Raw genomic sequence first — 14,805 nt, 5'->3', positions numbered from 1 at the left:
TTACGCTACTCTTAGCGCCCCATGGGTAGACAGACCGCCCTGTCTTGTTATACAAATGAGATTCGCACTTCGCGAGGTCTGTCTTCAGACAATAGGACGGGCAACCTTCGCAGCGTTTTCAACGCCAGCCGAACAGGGAGCCACCACAATGAGCCCAGTATTTGCCGACACCACATCCAGCCCCCCTTTGACACTCAGCACGCGGCTGGTCTACGAACTGGGCGATCCACACAGCACTCTGCGGGCGACCACCGACCGCGTCGGCGGCGCGGTCCTCGTCAACGCGGGGGGCGAGGTCGATGCGTGCAACGAGCACACCTGGCGCCAGCTGGTCAGTGAGGCCGCCGGCGTCGTCACCACGCCGGGGCCCCTCGTCGTCGACGTCACCGGGCTCGACTTCATGGGTTGCTGCGCGTTCGCGGTGTTGGCCGACGAGGCGGAACGCTGCCGCACCCGCGGCATCGAGCTGCGCCTGGTGAGCCGCGAGCCGATCGTCGCCCGCATCGTCGCGGCGTGCGGACTGAGCGGCGTGCTGCCCATCTATCCCACCGCCGACGCCGCGCTCGGCACGACCGCCCGCTGGTAGCCGCTCCCGTTCGCTTCGTTGTCCAACGGCCCGCCAACTCATAGCTGATTCACAGCGCCCAGCCGCGTCCGGACGCTAACGCCGTGCCCCGAAACGGTGACAAACTTAGAGAAGCTTTGTAGATGGCACGGACGGGCGGCGCCTCGCAGCCAGCGGGGCGGGCCGGAGCGGACTCGGGAGGCGCGGTGGACGTCGCACTAGGGATCTCGATGGAATCCACCGCGGTGCGCATGGTGCTCCTCGAGGGCGAGAACGCCGACGGCGTGACCGTCGAGGAGGACACCGTGCGCATCTCCGCGGCGGACACCGCGACCCGCAACGCACCCGGACACGTGATCTCGGCGATCCTGGGCACGCGGCAGGGCGCCGCCGAGGGCGGTTACCGCCTGGCGTCGACGGGGGTGGCCTACACGAACCCGGTCGAGGCCGCCGCGCTGCAGGAAGCGTTGGCAGACAACGGGATCCGCGATGTGACCCTGGTTTCGGCGTTTCTGGCCGCGGCCGCGCTGACCCAGACGGTCGGTCAGGCGATCGGGTACCGCCACACCGCGATGCTGCTCGTCGATCCCAATTTCGCCACGATCGCCGTGATCGACTCCGAGGACGGTTCGATCACCGGGGTGCGCAGGCAACGGCGGGCGCTTTCCCTTGCCGACACCGCCGTCCAGCTGGCCGCGATGATCGCCGGCTCCAACGCCTCGGAGATGCCTCCCGAGGGGGTGTTCCTCGTCGGCCAGGGGGTCGACACGGCCCGGCTCAAGGCTGCGTTGGAGGCGGTGACGCCGTTGGCGGTGAGCGCGCCGGAGGAGCCGCGGGCGGCCCTGGCGCGCGGCGCGGCGCTGGCGTCGGCCAACGCGCCGCTGTTGGTGTTGTCCACCGGTGCGCTGGCCTACGCGCAGGATCCCGGCACCGGCGAGGTGCCGCCGTACGCGCTGTACGACTACCCCGGCGTCGCCGATCCACCGGCCGAGCGCCCCGTCGCGTACAGCGACATCCCGGAGCCGTCCGCGGAAGCCGAGACCACGCTGCTGACCGGCATCGGCCGCCGGGGTGCGGGCCCCACGCGCAAGCGCCGCAGGCCGGTGCTGCTGACCAGCAGCGTGCTGGCGGTGATCTTCACCTGCGCGGCGGTGGCGCTGGAGATCGCGCTGGCGATCAACATCCGCACGACCGTCGCCCTGCAGCCCAATCCCGAGCAGAACATCATCGTCCCGACCCGCCAGGCGCCCGCCCCCCACAGCCAGCCCGCGCCGATGACGCGCCCCGTCCCCGAGGTCGTTGCGCCCAGGGGCGCGAGTCCGGACCTGCCGAGGCCCGCCGTGGCGGTGCCCGCCGCTCCGCCTCCCCCGGTTCCCGTCGCGGCCCCGGTTCCGGTGCCGGTTCCCATGCCGGTTCCCATGCCCGCTGCAGCGCCGCTGCCGCCCGTTCCCAACATCGCGCCGCTGCTGGCGCCGCACCCCGTTTCGGTGGCACCGCTGCAGCTGCCCAGACCACCGAAACCGCCCGCGGTGCAACTGCCGAAACCGCCCGCGGTGCAACTGCCCAAACCACCGGCCCTGCAGTTGCCGACACCCCAACCGCTGCGACTGCCGACACCGATGCTGCCGAAGGCGCCCGTCCTGCCCGCGCCGTCGTTGCCCGTCTTTCGCCCGCCCGCGCCGATCATGCCGCAACTGCCGGCGCTGCCGCGGTTCCCGTTTGCATTCCCGCACTTCGGGCTCTGAGGTACTTCGGACTCTGAGGTACTTCGGACTCTGAGGTACTTCGGGCTTCGAGGGCGCGCCACGCAACGGCGCGGGCTACACCGTGACCAGGCGGTACAGCCCGATCAGGCCGACCACCACGATCGTGGCGCGCAACGCGTCCGGTGAGAGCCGGCGCCCGTAACGCGCCCCGATCGATCCCCCGACCAACGAGCCGGCCGCGATCAGCCCGGCGACCGGCCAGCTGATCCGGTCCGGGGCGGCCAACGTGTAGCCAAGAGCCGCAACGATGTTCACCAGCAGGGTGGTGAGGTTCTTGGCCGCGTTCATCCGCTGCATCGACTCCGGCAGCAGGGCCCCCATCACGCCGACCAGCAGGATGCCCTGCGCGGCGGTGAAGTAGCCACCGTAGACGGCGACCGCGAACGTGCCGAGCACCAGCACGGCCATGCGTGCCGGGGTGACATGCTCGGAGGAGCGCCCCGCCTTCTCCGCCCGCCGGCGGGCCCACGACTGAATCCGCGGGCCGCTCACGACCAGCGCCAGGGCCAGCACCAACAGCACGGGCACGACCTCGGTGAACACCCTGGCGGGCAGGTGCAGCAGCAGAAATGCGCCCAGCGCGGCACCGGTCAACGATGCCGGGATCTGCCATCGCAGCCGATCCCACTGCCCGCCGAACTCGGCACGATAGCCCCAGGTGCCCGACGCGCTGCCGGCCACCAGACCGACCGCGTTCGACATGGTCGCCGTGACGGGCGGATACCCCAGAGCCACCAGGGTCGGAAACGTGATGAGGGTGCCGGAGCCGACGAGGGCGTTGATCGCCCCGGCGCCGAACCCGGCCAGGCTGACCAACACCACGTTCCAGAGCACCACAGGCAGGAAACCTTGGTGACAAGTCGATAATCTACCCGCTCCGTTCGGGTTGCGGCCCGAACCCATTTGCCCCCAGTAGTTTTCGGATCAAGCGGATTGATCGGAGTCTGTCGGGGGGTCGGCCAATGTGGCGGGGTGGAACCGCTGCAGATAGCTACGCCAGTCCCAGGTGGTCAGGAAGCTCTGTGCTGCCGAGTAGCCCTCGGCGTAGAGCTTCCGGCGGTCGGCCAAAGAAATGTTGAAATTGAGGTACCCGATTCCCGAGGAGTCCACGACGATGGTCCGAGCGGCGACTGCCGGCTGGCTCAAGTAGGTTCCGTCATGACCCAGCAGCGCCGTGTTGACCAGTCCTTCGAGCAAGCTCGGTGAGCCTGGCAGATGGACGAGCGGCACCAGCACCGGGGAGGGATCGCCGTCGCCCTCACCGGGCCGTTGAGCCATCACCGTGACCCCGAAGCTGGGCCAGCGCGGAGGCTTGCTGTCGGTGCGATCCAGCGAGTACATCGGAAAGTTCGACAACAAGCCGCCGTCGATCAATGTGGAGGTCGCCCCGGTGGTACCGGTGATGGTCACCGGGCGGAAGAAGAACGGGATCGCCATAGATGCCCGCACCGCATCGGCCACGGACTGTTCGTCGGGGTCAAGGCCATAGAGGCGGCGATAATCCCAGGGCAGCCGAACCAGGTGTCCGCGGGTCACATCGGCCACCGTCACCACCAAACGGTAACGCTGCTCCGGCGGTAGATCCGAATCGTCGACCGCTAGGTCGCCGAAGGTCCGTACACCGAGGCTGCGCAGTTGGTCGTCGACCCAATCGCGGATGAAATCGCCGCGGTAGAGGCCGCGACCGGTGATCGCTGCCCACCCCAGGCCCAGAAACGGCACCCTAGTGGCCGCTGCCGGGTCCAGGAATTTCCGGTATGGCAATGACATCGCCATGTCCTTGAGTTGCGCCCCGGTCAACTGGTCATCCCGGGCGCCGGCCGCCACGACGGCACCCACCAGCGATCCCGCCGAGGTGCCGGAGACGCGTCCCACCCGATAGCCGGCATCCATCAACGCAGCTACGGCTCCGACCAGGCCGATTCCTTTGACACCGCCACCTGATAGCACCAAGTCAGCGATCTTGGCGCCGGCGTGCTGCGAGGCCCTCTTCGACTCCGGAGTGTGACGCCGGCCGCCGTCACGGGAACGCTGAACCATCACCGGACACACTACCAAACCCGGGTCGAGTAACTGATGCTCGGCGAAGCACGGACATCCGGTGTTAGTGCCTTCTCGGCGATGCGGCGTACCGCGCGAATGAAGACGTCGATCTCCTCGTAGGTGTTCTCGTAAGGGTGTTGTAGAACGAGCGCGTTCCACACACTTTGCGTGGTCCTGAGGTGGGGGCTGACATGTCTCCACCGATGATGCGTCAGATGAGTCGACCGCGGCGCGGTCAGATCAGAGCCTGCTCGGCCCACTCGACGGTGCCGACGGCGATCAACGGGCGCTCGGGTGGCTTTGCGCCGGCTTCGGACTGAAGGGTGTTCTGGGGGTAGAGAAAACCGTCTGCCCGTGCTGTACAGTTCCCCACAACCCGTATCTCGGAACTTGAGTTCCAGCTAGGCCTTGGGGTGTGCGGGTGTGAACGAAACGAAGAGCTGGGGGAACGCACGCGGTGTTTCGAGTGTTGAGGCGGTTCTGGATCCCGCTACTACTTGTGGTGGTCGTTGCACTGGGCGCGTATGCGATTACCCGCATTCGCGAGTCCACAGGCCATCACGGCCCGAATTTGGCGGAGGGCTCCGGAATTACCGAGAACTTCAATCCGAAGCACATCAGGTACGAGATCACCGGGACGGGCGGGACTGCGAACCTCAACTACCTCGATGAGAACGGCCAACCCCATCTCATCGAAAATGCCCCGCTGCCTTGGTCGTTCACAATCGTGACGACGTTGCCGTCGATGTCGGCCAACATCCTTGCCCAGGGCGATCGCAACACCCATGACCTTCGGTGTCGGGTGACCGTCGACGGCGCGGTGCGCGACGACCGGGCGAGCACCGACACAATTAAACCGTTCATCTACTGCTTGGTGAAATCCGTATGAGTAACGCGCACACGAAGGCCCATCGCCCGTTCGTTGGTCGGATGGTTCGGATCTTCTCGTTGCCGATCATCCTGTTCTGGGTGCTGGTGGCGGTGGGCCTGGGCATTTTGACCCCGTCGCTTGATGCTGTCGCGGCGACGCGTTCCGTGCCGATCAGCCCCACCAAATCTGAGTCGTATCGGGCGATGCTGCACATCGGCAAGGTGTTTCAGCAGTACGATTCGGACTCCACGGCAATGGTCGTGCTGGAGGGTAAGGACAAGCTCGGCGACGCCGCGCACAAGTTCTACGACAAGATCGTCGCCAAACTGAACGCCGATCACAAGCACGTGCAGAACGTCCAGGACTTCTGGAGCGATCCGCTGACCGCGGCGGGCTCGCAGAGTGTAGACGGCAAGGCCGCCTACGTGCAGATCTTCCTCAATGGCGCCCAGGGCACGACACCCAGCCACGAGTCGGTGGCAGCGGTACGTGACATCGTTGCCTCGGTACCCGCGCCGCCGGGTATCAAGGCCTATGTCGCGGGCAATACCGTGCTCAACGCCGACACCAGCGTGGCCGGGCATCAAAGCATGGCGACCATGGAGGTGGTGTCGGTCGGCGTCATCATCGTGATGCTGCTCATCATCTACCGCTCCGTGGTGACGATGCTCGTGTCCATGGTCATCATCGGCCTGGAACTATTTGCTGCACAGGGCATTACGGCCACGGCGGGCAACCTGAACATCATCGGCTTGACCCCGTACGCGGTGAGCATGGTGACGATGCTGGCCTTGGCCGCCGGCACAGATTATGTGATCTTCCTGCTCGGGCGATATCACGAGGAAAGATCGAAAGGCCTCGATTCCGAAGACGCGTTCTACATCGCCTATAGCGGCGTCTCGCACGTCATCCTGGGTTCCGGACTGACCATCGTCGGGGCCTGCTTATGCCTGACCATGACCACGCTGCCGTATTTCCAGACCATGGGGCTGCCCTGTGCGATCGCGGTTGCGGTGATCATCGCCGCAGCCCTGACACTGGCGCCGGCGATCCTGACGGTGGCGTCGAAGTTCGGTCTGCTCGACCCCAAGCACAACGTGGTCTCGTCGCCGGGTTGGCGCAAGGTCGGCACCTCCGTGGTTCGCTGGCCCATTCCAATCGTCTTGGTGACCTGCGTGATCGCCGTCATTGGCTTCGTCGCCCTGATGACCTACGTGCCGCAGTATAACGACCAGAAGTTCACCCCCGCCGATATGCCCGCCAACCGTGCCATGGGCGTCGCGGACCGCCATTTCTCCCAGGCCCGCATGAACCCCGAACTGTTGATGCTCGAGGCCGATCATGACCTGCGCACCCCCGCGGACATGCTCGTAATCGAAAAGGTCGCCAAGAACGTCTTTCGCATGCGGGGCATCGATCGGGTGCAGACGATCACCCGCCCACTGGGCGCACCGATCCAGCACAGCTCGATCCCATTCCTGCTCGGCGCGCAAAACGCCGGCACCCTGCAGGCCGCAAAGTTCAACAACGACAACTCGGCGCAGATGCTCGAACAGGCCGACGAGCTGAGCAAGACCATCGCCAACATGCAACGCATGTACACCATCACCAAGGAGATGACCGAAGTCACGCACAGTATGGTCGGCAGGACCCACGACATGGCGGCCACCACCAACCAGCTACGGGACCAGATTTCTGATTTCGACGACTTCTTCAGACCTATTCGCAGCTACTTCTACTGGGAAAAGCACTGCTACGACATCCCCGCCTGCTGGTCTTTGCGATCCATCTTCGATGCGCTGGACGGCATCGACGAACTCGCCGATCAGATACAAGGTCTCACCACCGATTTAGACCGTATGGATCATTTGCTGCCGCAGATGTTGCCGGTGCTGCAGAACACCATCGACTCGATGAGGAAAATGCGCGACTTCATGATCGCGACCCACAGCACCCAGGCCGGCACCCAGGCCCAGCAACAGGAGTTGGCCAAAGGCGCGACGGAGATAGGCTTGTACTTCGACCAGGCCAAGAACGACGATTTGTTCTACCTGCCGCCGGATGTGTTCAACAACCCCGACTTCAAACGTGGGATGAAGATGTTCATGTCACCCGATGGCAAGGCGGTCCGGATGATCATCACCCACCAGGGCGACCCAGCCTCGGTGCAGGGTATCGAACATGTCCGGGGCCTCAAAGGTGTCGTCGCCGACGCCCTCAAGGGCACCCCACTGAGCAATGCGAAGGTCTCACTCGCCGGCACCGCATCGCTGTATGCCGATATGCAGGACGGCGTCGTCACCGACCTCGCGATCACGATCATCGCAGCGATGATCCTGATTTTCGCGATCATGTTGTTGATCACCCGCAGTGTGGTGGCTGCCGTCGTGATCGTCGGCACCGTGGCCGCATCCTTGGGTACCGCGTGTGGTTTGTCGGTGCTGCTCTGGCAGGACATCCTGGGCCTGGGCGTGCAGTGGATCGTGATCCCGTTGTCGATGGTGATCCTGCTGGCAGTCGGTTCGGACTACAATCTCCTGGTGGTTTCGCGCTTCAAAGAAGAGATACACGCCGGGCTCAACACAGGCATCATCCGCGGCATCGGGGCCACCGGACGCGTCGTCACCGCTGCCGGTCTGGTGTTCGCCTTCACTATGATGGCGATGATCGTCAGCGACCTGCGCGTGGTCGGTCAGCTCGGCATGACCATCGGTATCGGCCTGGTTGTCGACACGTTGATCGTGCGTTCGTTCATGACGCCATCGATCGCTGCGGCGCTGGGCCGCTGGTTCTGGTGGCCGCTCAACACCTTTGAGATCACCCGGCGTGGCCGTAGCGGGCCCCAGCCACCACAGCCGGCCGAGGACAACACCGCGCCCATTTCGACCACGGCGGTGTCGGTGTCGCGAACTGATCAGTCAAGCTGATGATGGAGTTGTTGGTCGCTGGATCGGGACGTCAGACAGACACCGAATCGAAACTGCGCCAACGCACCCAAGGCCGCCTCGATCGATCGCGCGATCCCGCGATCCTCAACGCCGCGCTGGCCGCATTGGCCGAGAACGGCTACAACGACACCAATATGAACGACATCGCCGCGCGAGCCGGTGTCGGTAAAGCCGCGATATACCGCCGCTGGTCATCGAAAGCCGCGTTGCTCACCGATGCGCTTGTGTACTGGCGGCCCGACCTCATCGAGGACGATGCCCCAGACACCGGCAGCCTTGCCGGCGACTTCGACGCACTGGTCGAACGTGTCGCAAGTACCGACGACGACTTGATCTCCCACGATCTGGTGCTGCGAGTGGCGATGGAGGCGGTGCACGATCAGCAACTCGCCTCAGCCCTCGACGACCTGATGCTGCCGAAGGGCAGGCGCCTGGTGACGGCCATCCTCCAACAGGCCGCGGCCCGCGGCGAAATCGCACCCGACCGGGACTGGTCCCTTATCGCCGACACCTTAACGGGGATGGGGCTGATCCGTGTCATCAACGGTCAAAGCGTCGACGCGAAGTTCATCCGCAGAGTCATCGACACGCTGATTCTGCCTGCTGTGCGCGCGGCAAACACTAATTAGTCCTGACACGAAAATTGGGTGACCACAACCGGTGACGCGGCGAGGTGGTGGGTTAGGCGGATTCGGTGAGTGGTTCCAGAATGACTCGGTAGCCGAGGGATTCGAGTTGGTTGATTGCTCGAGATTTGGTTCGGGCGGGCTGGTGGGCGGAGTAGTAGCTGGCGCCGGGGTCACGGTAGAAGTCGCCGTTGGTGAGCATGTTGTGCGCGGCGATGATCATGGCGTGTTCGATGGTTAGGGCCGCGAACCGGGCCTGACACGCCGTAGTATCAAGTGCGTCTAAGGAATGGGAAATCGGCGACAGTGGCAGAGCAAATCACGGTTGTGAGCGCCAAGATGGATGGGCGCAAGCGGCGCTGGCATCAGCACAAGGTGGAGCGTCGTAACGAACTCGTTGGCGGCACGATCGACACGATTCGCCGACTCGGCGGCGCGTTGAGCATGGATGAGATCGCCACGCAGATCGGGGTCTCCAAGACGGTGCTGTACCGCTATTTCGTCGACAAGAACGACCTCACCACCGCGGTGATGATGCGGTTCACCCAAACCATCCTGATTCCCAATATGGCTGCGGCGCTTACCTCTAACCTCGACGGCTTCGACCTGGCCCGCGAGGTCATCCGGGTCTACGTCGACACCGTGGCCTCCGAGCCAGAGCCGTACCGGTTCGTGATGGCCAACAGTTCGGCCAGCAAGAGCAAAGTGATCGCCGACTCCGAGCGGATCATTGCCCGCATGCTCGCGGTGATGATGCGCCGGCGCATGCAACACGCCGGGATGGACACCGGCGGTGTGGAACCGTGGGCGTACCTGATCGTCGGCGGCGTGCAGCTGGCCACCCACTCCTGGATGTCGTACCCGCGGATGAGCCGCGACGAGTTGATCGACTACCTGACGATGCTGAGCTGGAATGCGCTCAAAGGGATCGTCGAGGTCGGCGGATCGCTGGAGAAATTCCGCGAAGAACCCCACCCTTCGCCGATCGTGCCGCCGCGAGAACATGACAACGAAGTCGGACGCTAAGAAAAGCGGGAAAGCGCGCCGCGCTGCTGACGGTTTTGTGGATTCCACCAACCCCATGTGAGGCTATGAGCCGGTTGATCGGCTCCTGGTGCTGGAGGCTGCACCCTGATCAGCCCGAGCCAGGTTCGGAACGGCAAGGGCCACACCAACGCTCGTTACTCAACGATTAGGAATCGCCAGTGGCTCATACGCCGCACTTGCTCAACTCCATTGATATTGCACCCGGCCGGAACCTGTCAACCTGAATGAGGCGCCGTTGAGCGGTATTTACTGAGCGTCCTCCTCTGGTTGGTTGGGTCGATTGATCCACGAGGTTTCCGGGGTCTTCGGCGGTTCCGGCGGTTTGCGGACGAACCGTTCCGGAACATGTCAAGGCCGGTGAGACAGTTTCTTACGCGGATTTGATGAGTGCTTCGGGGGTTGGTTGGTTGATCCAGGCGACGGTGGGCAGTTTCGGTGGGGTGGGTCGGCGGTGCCGGAATCTGGCGGGGTTGGCGGCGTAGGTCGCATCCAGGGTGGCGGCGCGCTGGGCCTGGATCTGGGTTGCGGTGCCGTAGTGCACTGAGGCCGCGGTGTGTAGCGCAATGCCACTGTGACGATGTTCATGGTTGTAGTAATCGAAGAATGCGCCGCAGAAGGCGCGGGCGTCTTCGATGGAGCCGAACCGGGCCGGGAACGCCGGGCAGTACTTGAGGGTCTTGAAATTGGCCTCCGAGTAGGGATTGTCGTTGGATACATGCGGGCGGCTGTGGCTGCGGTCCACACCCAGGTCGGTCAGCAGTTGGGCGACCGGCTTGGAGGTCATCGAAGTGCCGCGATCGGCATGTAGGGCCAGTTGACCGGGCTCGATGCCGTGGCTGGCCAGCGTGTCGTCGATGAACTGCTTGGCCAACTCACCGGTCTCGGTGGCAGCGAGGGTCCAACCGACCACGTAGCGCGAGAAGATGTCGATGATCACATACAGCTGATAGAAGATACCGCGTTGCGGCCCTTGCAGTTTCGTTATGTCCCACGACCAGACCTGGTTGGGTGCGGTGGCGATCAGCTCGGGTTTCTTGCGCGCCGGGTGGGTGCGCTGACGGCGCCGCTCCCGATTCTCCCCGGCAATGGCTAAAAGCCGGTACATGGTGCGAATCGAGCACAAGTAGATGCCGTCATCGAGTAGCCGCGCCCACACCTGCGCCGGTGCCAGATCGCAGTACTCCGCCGATCGCAGCACCGTCAGGATCTGCTGGCGTTGGGCCTCGGTGAGCTTGTTGGGCGGCTCCGGCCGAGCCCGCGGCGCCGGGCGTGGTGGCGGGTTGCGGCGCCGATACAGCGTGGCCCGTGACGCGCCCAGCAACTCACACGCCCGCGTCGTCGACGTCGCCGCCTCCAGGGCGGGCAGATGCTCGCCGATCACGGCTTGCACCTCGGCTCGGAGTCCGCGCTCCCGGAGAGCATCTCCAAGAGCGCGTGTGCTTTTCCCGTGATCTCCAGGGCCAGCTTGGTGCGGCTCAGCTCGGCTTCCAGCGCCTTGGTGCGCCGCCGCAGCTTGTCCAGCTCGACCTGCTCAGCGCTGCGTTTCGGCTTGCCCCGCGACGCCAGCCCGGCACGGGCACCGGCGTCGCGGGCCTTGCGCCACTCGGCGATGTGCGAGCTATACAGGCCCTCGCGGCGCAGCAACGCACCACGCTCGGACGAACCCGCCGGCAGCGCGTCGTACTCATCGAGGATCCGGGCCTTGTACTCAGCGGTAAACGTGCGCCGCCGGGCCCGAGCACCTGGATCCGGCGCGCTGTCCACTTGATCAGTATCAGCGCACCCCTGCAGGGATGCGATCGTCATAGTCACGGAAATGGTGATCCTGTCTCGCCCTGTAGCGATAATCGGCTACTGCTGCTGTCTCACCTAACCCTGTCACACAGGGTTCCGGGTGCACGGCCTAGATAGCCACGCCTTGGTGTTGGTTTCCTGCCGGTATGAGTGGAACCCGGCATAGGCCCGCATCATGGTTTCCTGCACCAGATCCTCAGCGTCGGTGTGGTTGCGAGTCATCCTGCGTGCTTGGCGTCCGAGCTGATCCATCAACGGAAGAACTTCGCGTTGGAAGCGTCTCGTGAGCTCCGAGTGCTCACCGTCGGCGTCGGTGTGTGGTGCGAGGCTTCCCGCGGTCGGCACCGAGCCTTCGCGGTCAGTGCGGTGCGACCAACGCTGCGCAGCGTCGACGGGCTCAATGCGCAGGATACTTCGCATAGCAATTTAGATTAGCTATCTGTCCTTGGGATGCAATCAGAGCGGTGGGGCCCCGCCTAGCTGGTGGGCGATCGAGTATCTCTGTGGGACATGAGAATTTCTGCTTCCCTACAAGCACAGTGGCAGTCATGTCTTGTCCTGCGCGGCGAGAGCGAGGTCCGTAATGCCTCATGTAAATATGCCCCGGCAAGCATCACGAAAAATGCCCGCGAAACGCCGGCAAGCATCACGAAAAATGCCCGCGAAACGCCCTCGGTGCATCACGTAAGAATGCCCGCGAAACGGTGATGCTCGCCAGGCATGGGAAGTGGGCTGTCGATGTCGTCTCGCGCCGAGATCACCGCGAAGTTCGCCAGGGCGTATGTGAAGGCGTCCAAGGCGGACAGGGGTCAGATTCTGGATCAGGTGGTGGGGGTCACCGGCTGGTCGCGTGATAATGCTCGATAGCAGTGAAGAAAGTTCTCACGCGCGAAGGTCAGGGCATGTGTCCCACGGTGGCCGGCGGTCTGGCCCGGCTCTGGTCGCCGCGCGAGAGGCGCCAACGCCGTTGGCCTGGCGGCGGTAGGCGCGAACACGGCCGGTGTTCTCACTGGGTGGTGGGCGCTGGTCTGGTGCTCGGCGGCGGACGCAGGGCGCAGTGGAGCGACCGGCGCGGACGGGAGCGCCAGCGGACGGAAGCGAAGGGAGCGCAGCGCAGCCCGGAGGTAGCCGCCGAGCTGCCGGTTGTGCTCAACGTGTGGTGAGGAGTCCGATCAGGGTGTCGGCGTTGCGGCCGAGGTGGTCGAGGGCTTTGTTGCCCTTGGTTTCGGTGGCCTGCGATGGGGAGCCGATGACGCCGGTGGGCGTGTAGGCGCGGATGCCGAGGGTGGTGAGGTAGCGGCGGTCACTGGCCATGTGATCGCTGGTTTGCCATCCGTCGCGCAGGTAGTCGGGCCAGGCGGCGAGCAGGAGGGAGGTTTCTAGTTCGCCGGCGTGCATGTCGTCGTGGTTGCTGGTTTGGATTCCTGCGGCGATGCGCGCCTCAGCCCAGTCTTCGCGGCTGGGGTAGAGCCCGACCTTGATGGGGGCCCGCGGGTGGTTGGCTTGCTGCACGACGTTGGTGAGTACGGCGTTGCCGCCGTGGCCGTTGACGACGATCAACGCGGTGATGTTCTGGTGGGCAAGTGATTCGGTGATGTCGGCGACGACGGCGGCTAGCGTGGTTGCGCTGATGCTCACAGTGCCGGGATAGGCGGCGTGCTCGTGGGAGCAGCCGAATGCCACGGGCGATAGCTGAAACACGTTGTGGTGCTCACTGATTGATGATGCGATAGTGCAAGCGATGAGAGTGTCGGTGCCCAACGGCAGGTAGGGGCCGTGCTGTTCGAATGAGCCGACCGGCAGGACCGCGACGGTGCTGGTGGTAACGGAGTCTGCGGTGGTGGTGTCGGGGATGACACGGCGGCTCATGCGGTGACTCCTTGGGTGGCGTTCTTTATGCGTCCGGCGAGTTGTTGCAGGACAGGGCTTTTGTTGCGTCGTCGACGGTCCCTGACGATTGTGCCTGCTTTGGCGAGATGAAGTCGGGCTCGCTGCGAGGGTGCGGACAGGTAGCCCGGGATCGCTGTGGCGGTCAGTGCCAGCGCTTGCTGGTATTCGCCGACGGCGATGTAGGCGTGCAGGAGTCGCATATCGGCCACCGCCCGGTCGCGGTGCTGGTCTGATGTCCAGGCGTGATGGTGCCCGTCAAGCAGGGTTACCGCCTTGTCCGGGTGGTCAATACGTAGGTAGCCGGAGGCGATCTCGCTGGCAACGTAGGCGCCGTGGGCGTAGATCGCACGGTCGTGGGCCGTGGGAGCGATGCCGCTGAGGTCTAGCGCTGCGGCGGCGTGGCGGTGAAAAGCATTCTCATTGTGGTTGGCCAGCTCAGCGAGGGCTTGTTGGCGGGCGATGCTTGCGGCCAGGCGACCCACGTCTCGCCCGTCGATGAGTTCGGCGGCGTCGGCGGCCAGGTCAGCGGCGAGGTCGGGGTTGGTGCGGGCGAGAATGTTGGACTGCCGCATCAAGATCATCGCGTTCAGTTCCGGGCCGGCCGACCGTAGGTGCAGGGCGGCGGTGTTGGTGAGTTTTTCAGCGGCGGTGTGATCGCCGAGGTCTTGGGCGATCCATCCGGCGACCTCGGCGATTGTCCCGGCAGCGTGCCGCATCTGTGGTTTGAGCTGTGGTGGCGCATGGGCGATGAGGGATTCGATCGTGACCAGATCGGACTCGACGAGCGGGCGGGCGTGCTGGGGGCCGAAGGCGTGCTCGGCCCGGATATGGGCATGTTGCTGAGCGTGGATGACGTCAAGTACGTCGCTGTCGATGGGAAGCTGCAGCAACAACGGGTGCGGCAACTGGCTCTCGATCGGCACGACGAAGAACTCATCGGGTTCGACGCCGAACACTGCGGCCAGGTCGTCACGCCACATCGGGCCGATCTTGCCGGTCGCCAAGACGTGAGAGATTTCGCGTTTGAGGGTTTCGCGGGTAGGGACGTCGTCGTCGCCACGCAGCCGGCGAACATTCTCAGCCTCGATTGCCAGCTCACGAAGGCTGTAACCGTACTGGTCCATGGCAGCGCGCAGCCGCTGCGCGTTGCGTGCCCGGATCGGGTCGGCTGCGGCCATGGCTTCGATCATGCCGCACACATCGGCCCAGGTCAGCTGTGCGTGCACGTTTTCGGTTATCACCCCCATCACTGGCT

Annotated in this window: 13 protein-coding genes; 6 read left to right on the top strand and 7 right to left on the bottom strand. The window is 64.6% G+C overall.

All coding sequences use genetic code 11. From position 1 onward, the window contains the following. Positions 1 to 148 precede the first annotated feature (148 nt). Positions 149 to 586 carry an anti-sigma factor antagonist gene (locus ACJ512_RS10620; protein ID WP_407687884.1) on the top strand — a complete coding sequence of 146 codons (438 nt, stop codon included), beginning with the start codon at positions 149 to 151 and terminating at the stop codon, positions 584 to 586. A 185-nt stretch (positions 587 to 771) separates the two neighbouring features. Continuing rightward, the gene (locus tag ACJ512_RS10615) at positions 772 to 2,310 is read left to right on the top strand and encodes a DUF7159 family protein (protein WP_407687885.1); all 1,539 of its coding nucleotides are present in this window, start codon (positions 772 to 774) and stop codon (positions 2,308 to 2,310) included. A 75-nt stretch (positions 2,311 to 2,385) separates the two neighbouring features. Here the strand turns inward: ACJ512_RS10615 and ACJ512_RS10610 are convergent, their stop codons facing one another. After that, positions 2,386 to 3,153 carry a sulfite exporter TauE/SafE family protein gene (locus ACJ512_RS10610; RefSeq protein ID WP_407687889.1) on the bottom strand — a complete coding sequence of 256 codons (768 nt, stop codon included), beginning with the start codon at positions 3,151 to 3,153 and terminating at the stop codon, positions 2,386 to 2,388. 102 nt (positions 3,154 to 3,255) lie between these two features. Then, positions 3,256 to 4,293: a patatin-like phospholipase family protein gene (locus ACJ512_RS10605; RefSeq protein WP_407687890.1), complete on the bottom strand. Its 1,038-nt coding sequence runs from the start codon at positions 4,291 to 4,293 to the stop codon at positions 3,256 to 3,258. A gap of 547 nt (positions 4,294 to 4,840) precedes the next feature. Here ACJ512_RS10605 and ACJ512_RS10600 point away from each other — a divergent pair. The 3 genes from ACJ512_RS10600 to ACJ512_RS10590 are packed head-to-tail and all read left to right on the top strand — an operon-like array spanning position 4,841 to position 8,822. Next, complete coding sequence (locus ACJ512_RS10600; protein WP_407687886.1) at positions 4,841 to 5,263, top strand: MmpS family transport accessory protein; 423 nt, start codon at positions 4,841 to 4,843, stop codon at positions 5,261 to 5,263. Further along, entirely contained in the window at positions 5,260 to 8,172 is a 2,913-nt protein-coding gene (locus ACJ512_RS10595; protein ID WP_461480051.1) for an MMPL/RND family transporter, read from the top strand. The genes ACJ512_RS10600 and ACJ512_RS10595 overlap by 4 nt, the downstream gene beginning before the upstream one ends. Beyond that, a complete protein-coding gene (locus ACJ512_RS10590; protein ID WP_407689709.1) occupies positions 8,172 to 8,822 on the top strand; it encodes a TetR/AcrR family transcriptional regulator in 651 nt (216 codons plus the stop codon). The genes ACJ512_RS10595 and ACJ512_RS10590 overlap by 1 nt, the downstream gene beginning before the upstream one ends. Positions 8,823 to 8,874: 52 nt before the next feature. Here the strand turns inward: ACJ512_RS10590 and ACJ512_RS10585 are convergent, their stop codons facing one another. Continuing rightward, the gene (locus tag ACJ512_RS10585) at positions 8,875 to 9,042 is read right to left on the bottom strand and encodes a hypothetical protein (RefSeq protein WP_407689710.1); all 168 of its coding nucleotides are present in this window, start codon (positions 9,040 to 9,042) and stop codon (positions 8,875 to 8,877) included. A gap of 116 nt (positions 9,043 to 9,158) precedes the next feature. Between ACJ512_RS10585 and ACJ512_RS10580 the strand changes: the two genes are divergently transcribed. Next, a complete protein-coding gene (locus tag ACJ512_RS10580) occupies positions 9,159 to 9,845 on the top strand; it encodes a TetR/AcrR family transcriptional regulator (RefSeq protein ID WP_407689711.1) in 687 nt (228 codons plus the stop codon). A gap of 391 nt (positions 9,846 to 10,236) precedes the next feature. Here ACJ512_RS10580 and ACJ512_RS10575 read toward each other — a convergent pair. From ACJ512_RS10575 to ACJ512_RS10560, 4 genes are all read right to left on the bottom strand, one after another. Continuing rightward, a protein-coding gene (locus tag ACJ512_RS10575) for an IS3 family transposase (RefSeq protein ID WP_407689799.1) occupies positions 10,237 to 11,672 on the bottom strand; the annotation gives its coding sequence in 2 pieces (ribosomal slippage) (positions 10,237 to 11,312 and positions 11,312 to 11,672; 1,437 coding nt in all). Between the two features lie 72 nt (positions 11,673 to 11,744). Beyond that, the gene (locus ACJ512_RS10570) at positions 11,745 to 12,080 is read right to left on the bottom strand and encodes a sigma factor (RefSeq protein WP_461480050.1); all 336 of its coding nucleotides are present in this window, start codon (positions 12,078 to 12,080) and stop codon (positions 11,745 to 11,747) included. A 729-nt stretch (positions 12,081 to 12,809) separates the two neighbouring features. Then, a complete protein-coding gene (locus ACJ512_RS10565) occupies positions 12,810 to 13,529 on the bottom strand; it encodes a creatininase family protein (protein ID WP_407689539.1) in 720 nt (239 codons plus the stop codon). Next, on the bottom strand, positions 13,526 to 14,797 hold the full coding sequence (locus ACJ512_RS10560; RefSeq protein ID WP_461480114.1) for a hypothetical protein: 1,272 nt from the start codon (positions 14,795 to 14,797) through the stop codon (positions 13,526 to 13,528). Before ACJ512_RS10560 ends, ACJ512_RS10565 begins: the two co-directional genes overlap by 4 nt. Positions 14,798 to 14,805: the final 8 nt, after the last annotated feature.

The organism is Mycobacterium cajalii, assembly GCF_045809005.2.
Lineage (GTDB): Bacteria > Actinomycetota > Actinomycetes > Mycobacteriales > Mycobacteriaceae > Mycobacterium.
The sequence above is the reverse complement of the archived record's forward strand: the minus strand, read 5'-3'. Positions and strand labels throughout refer to the sequence as shown.

What these genes read in the sequence shown, in the direction of transcription:
- ACJ512_RS10620 (WP_407687884.1), top strand. Translation starts at nt 149, where the DNA reads ATGAGCCCAGTATTTGCCGACACCACATCCAGCCCCCCTTTGACACTC.
- ACJ512_RS10595 (WP_461480051.1), top strand. Translation starts at nt 5,260, where the DNA reads ATGAGTAACGCGCACACGAAGGCCCATCGCCCGTTCGTTGGTCGGATG.
- ACJ512_RS10590 (WP_407689709.1), top strand. Translation starts at nt 8,172, where the DNA reads ATGATGGAGTTGTTGGTCGCTGGATCGGGACGTCAGACAGACACCGAA.
- ACJ512_RS10585 (WP_407689710.1), bottom strand. Translation starts at nt 9,042, where the DNA reads ATGATCATCGCCGCGCACAACATGCTCACCAACGGCGACTTCTACCGT.
- ACJ512_RS10580 (WP_407689711.1), top strand. Translation starts at nt 9,159, where the DNA reads ATGGATGGGCGCAAGCGGCGCTGGCATCAGCACAAGGTGGAGCGTCGT.
- ACJ512_RS10570 (WP_461480050.1), bottom strand. Translation starts at nt 12,080, where the DNA reads ATGCGAAGTATCCTGCGCATTGAGCCCGTCGACGCTGCGCAGCGTTGG.
- ACJ512_RS10565 (WP_407689539.1), bottom strand. Translation starts at nt 13,529, where the DNA reads ATGAGCCGCCGTGTCATCCCCGACACCACCACCGCAGACTCCGTTACC.
- ACJ512_RS10560 (WP_461480114.1), bottom strand. Translation starts at nt 14,797, where the DNA reads ATGGGGGTGATAACCGAAAACGTGCACGCACAGCTGACCTGGGCCGAT.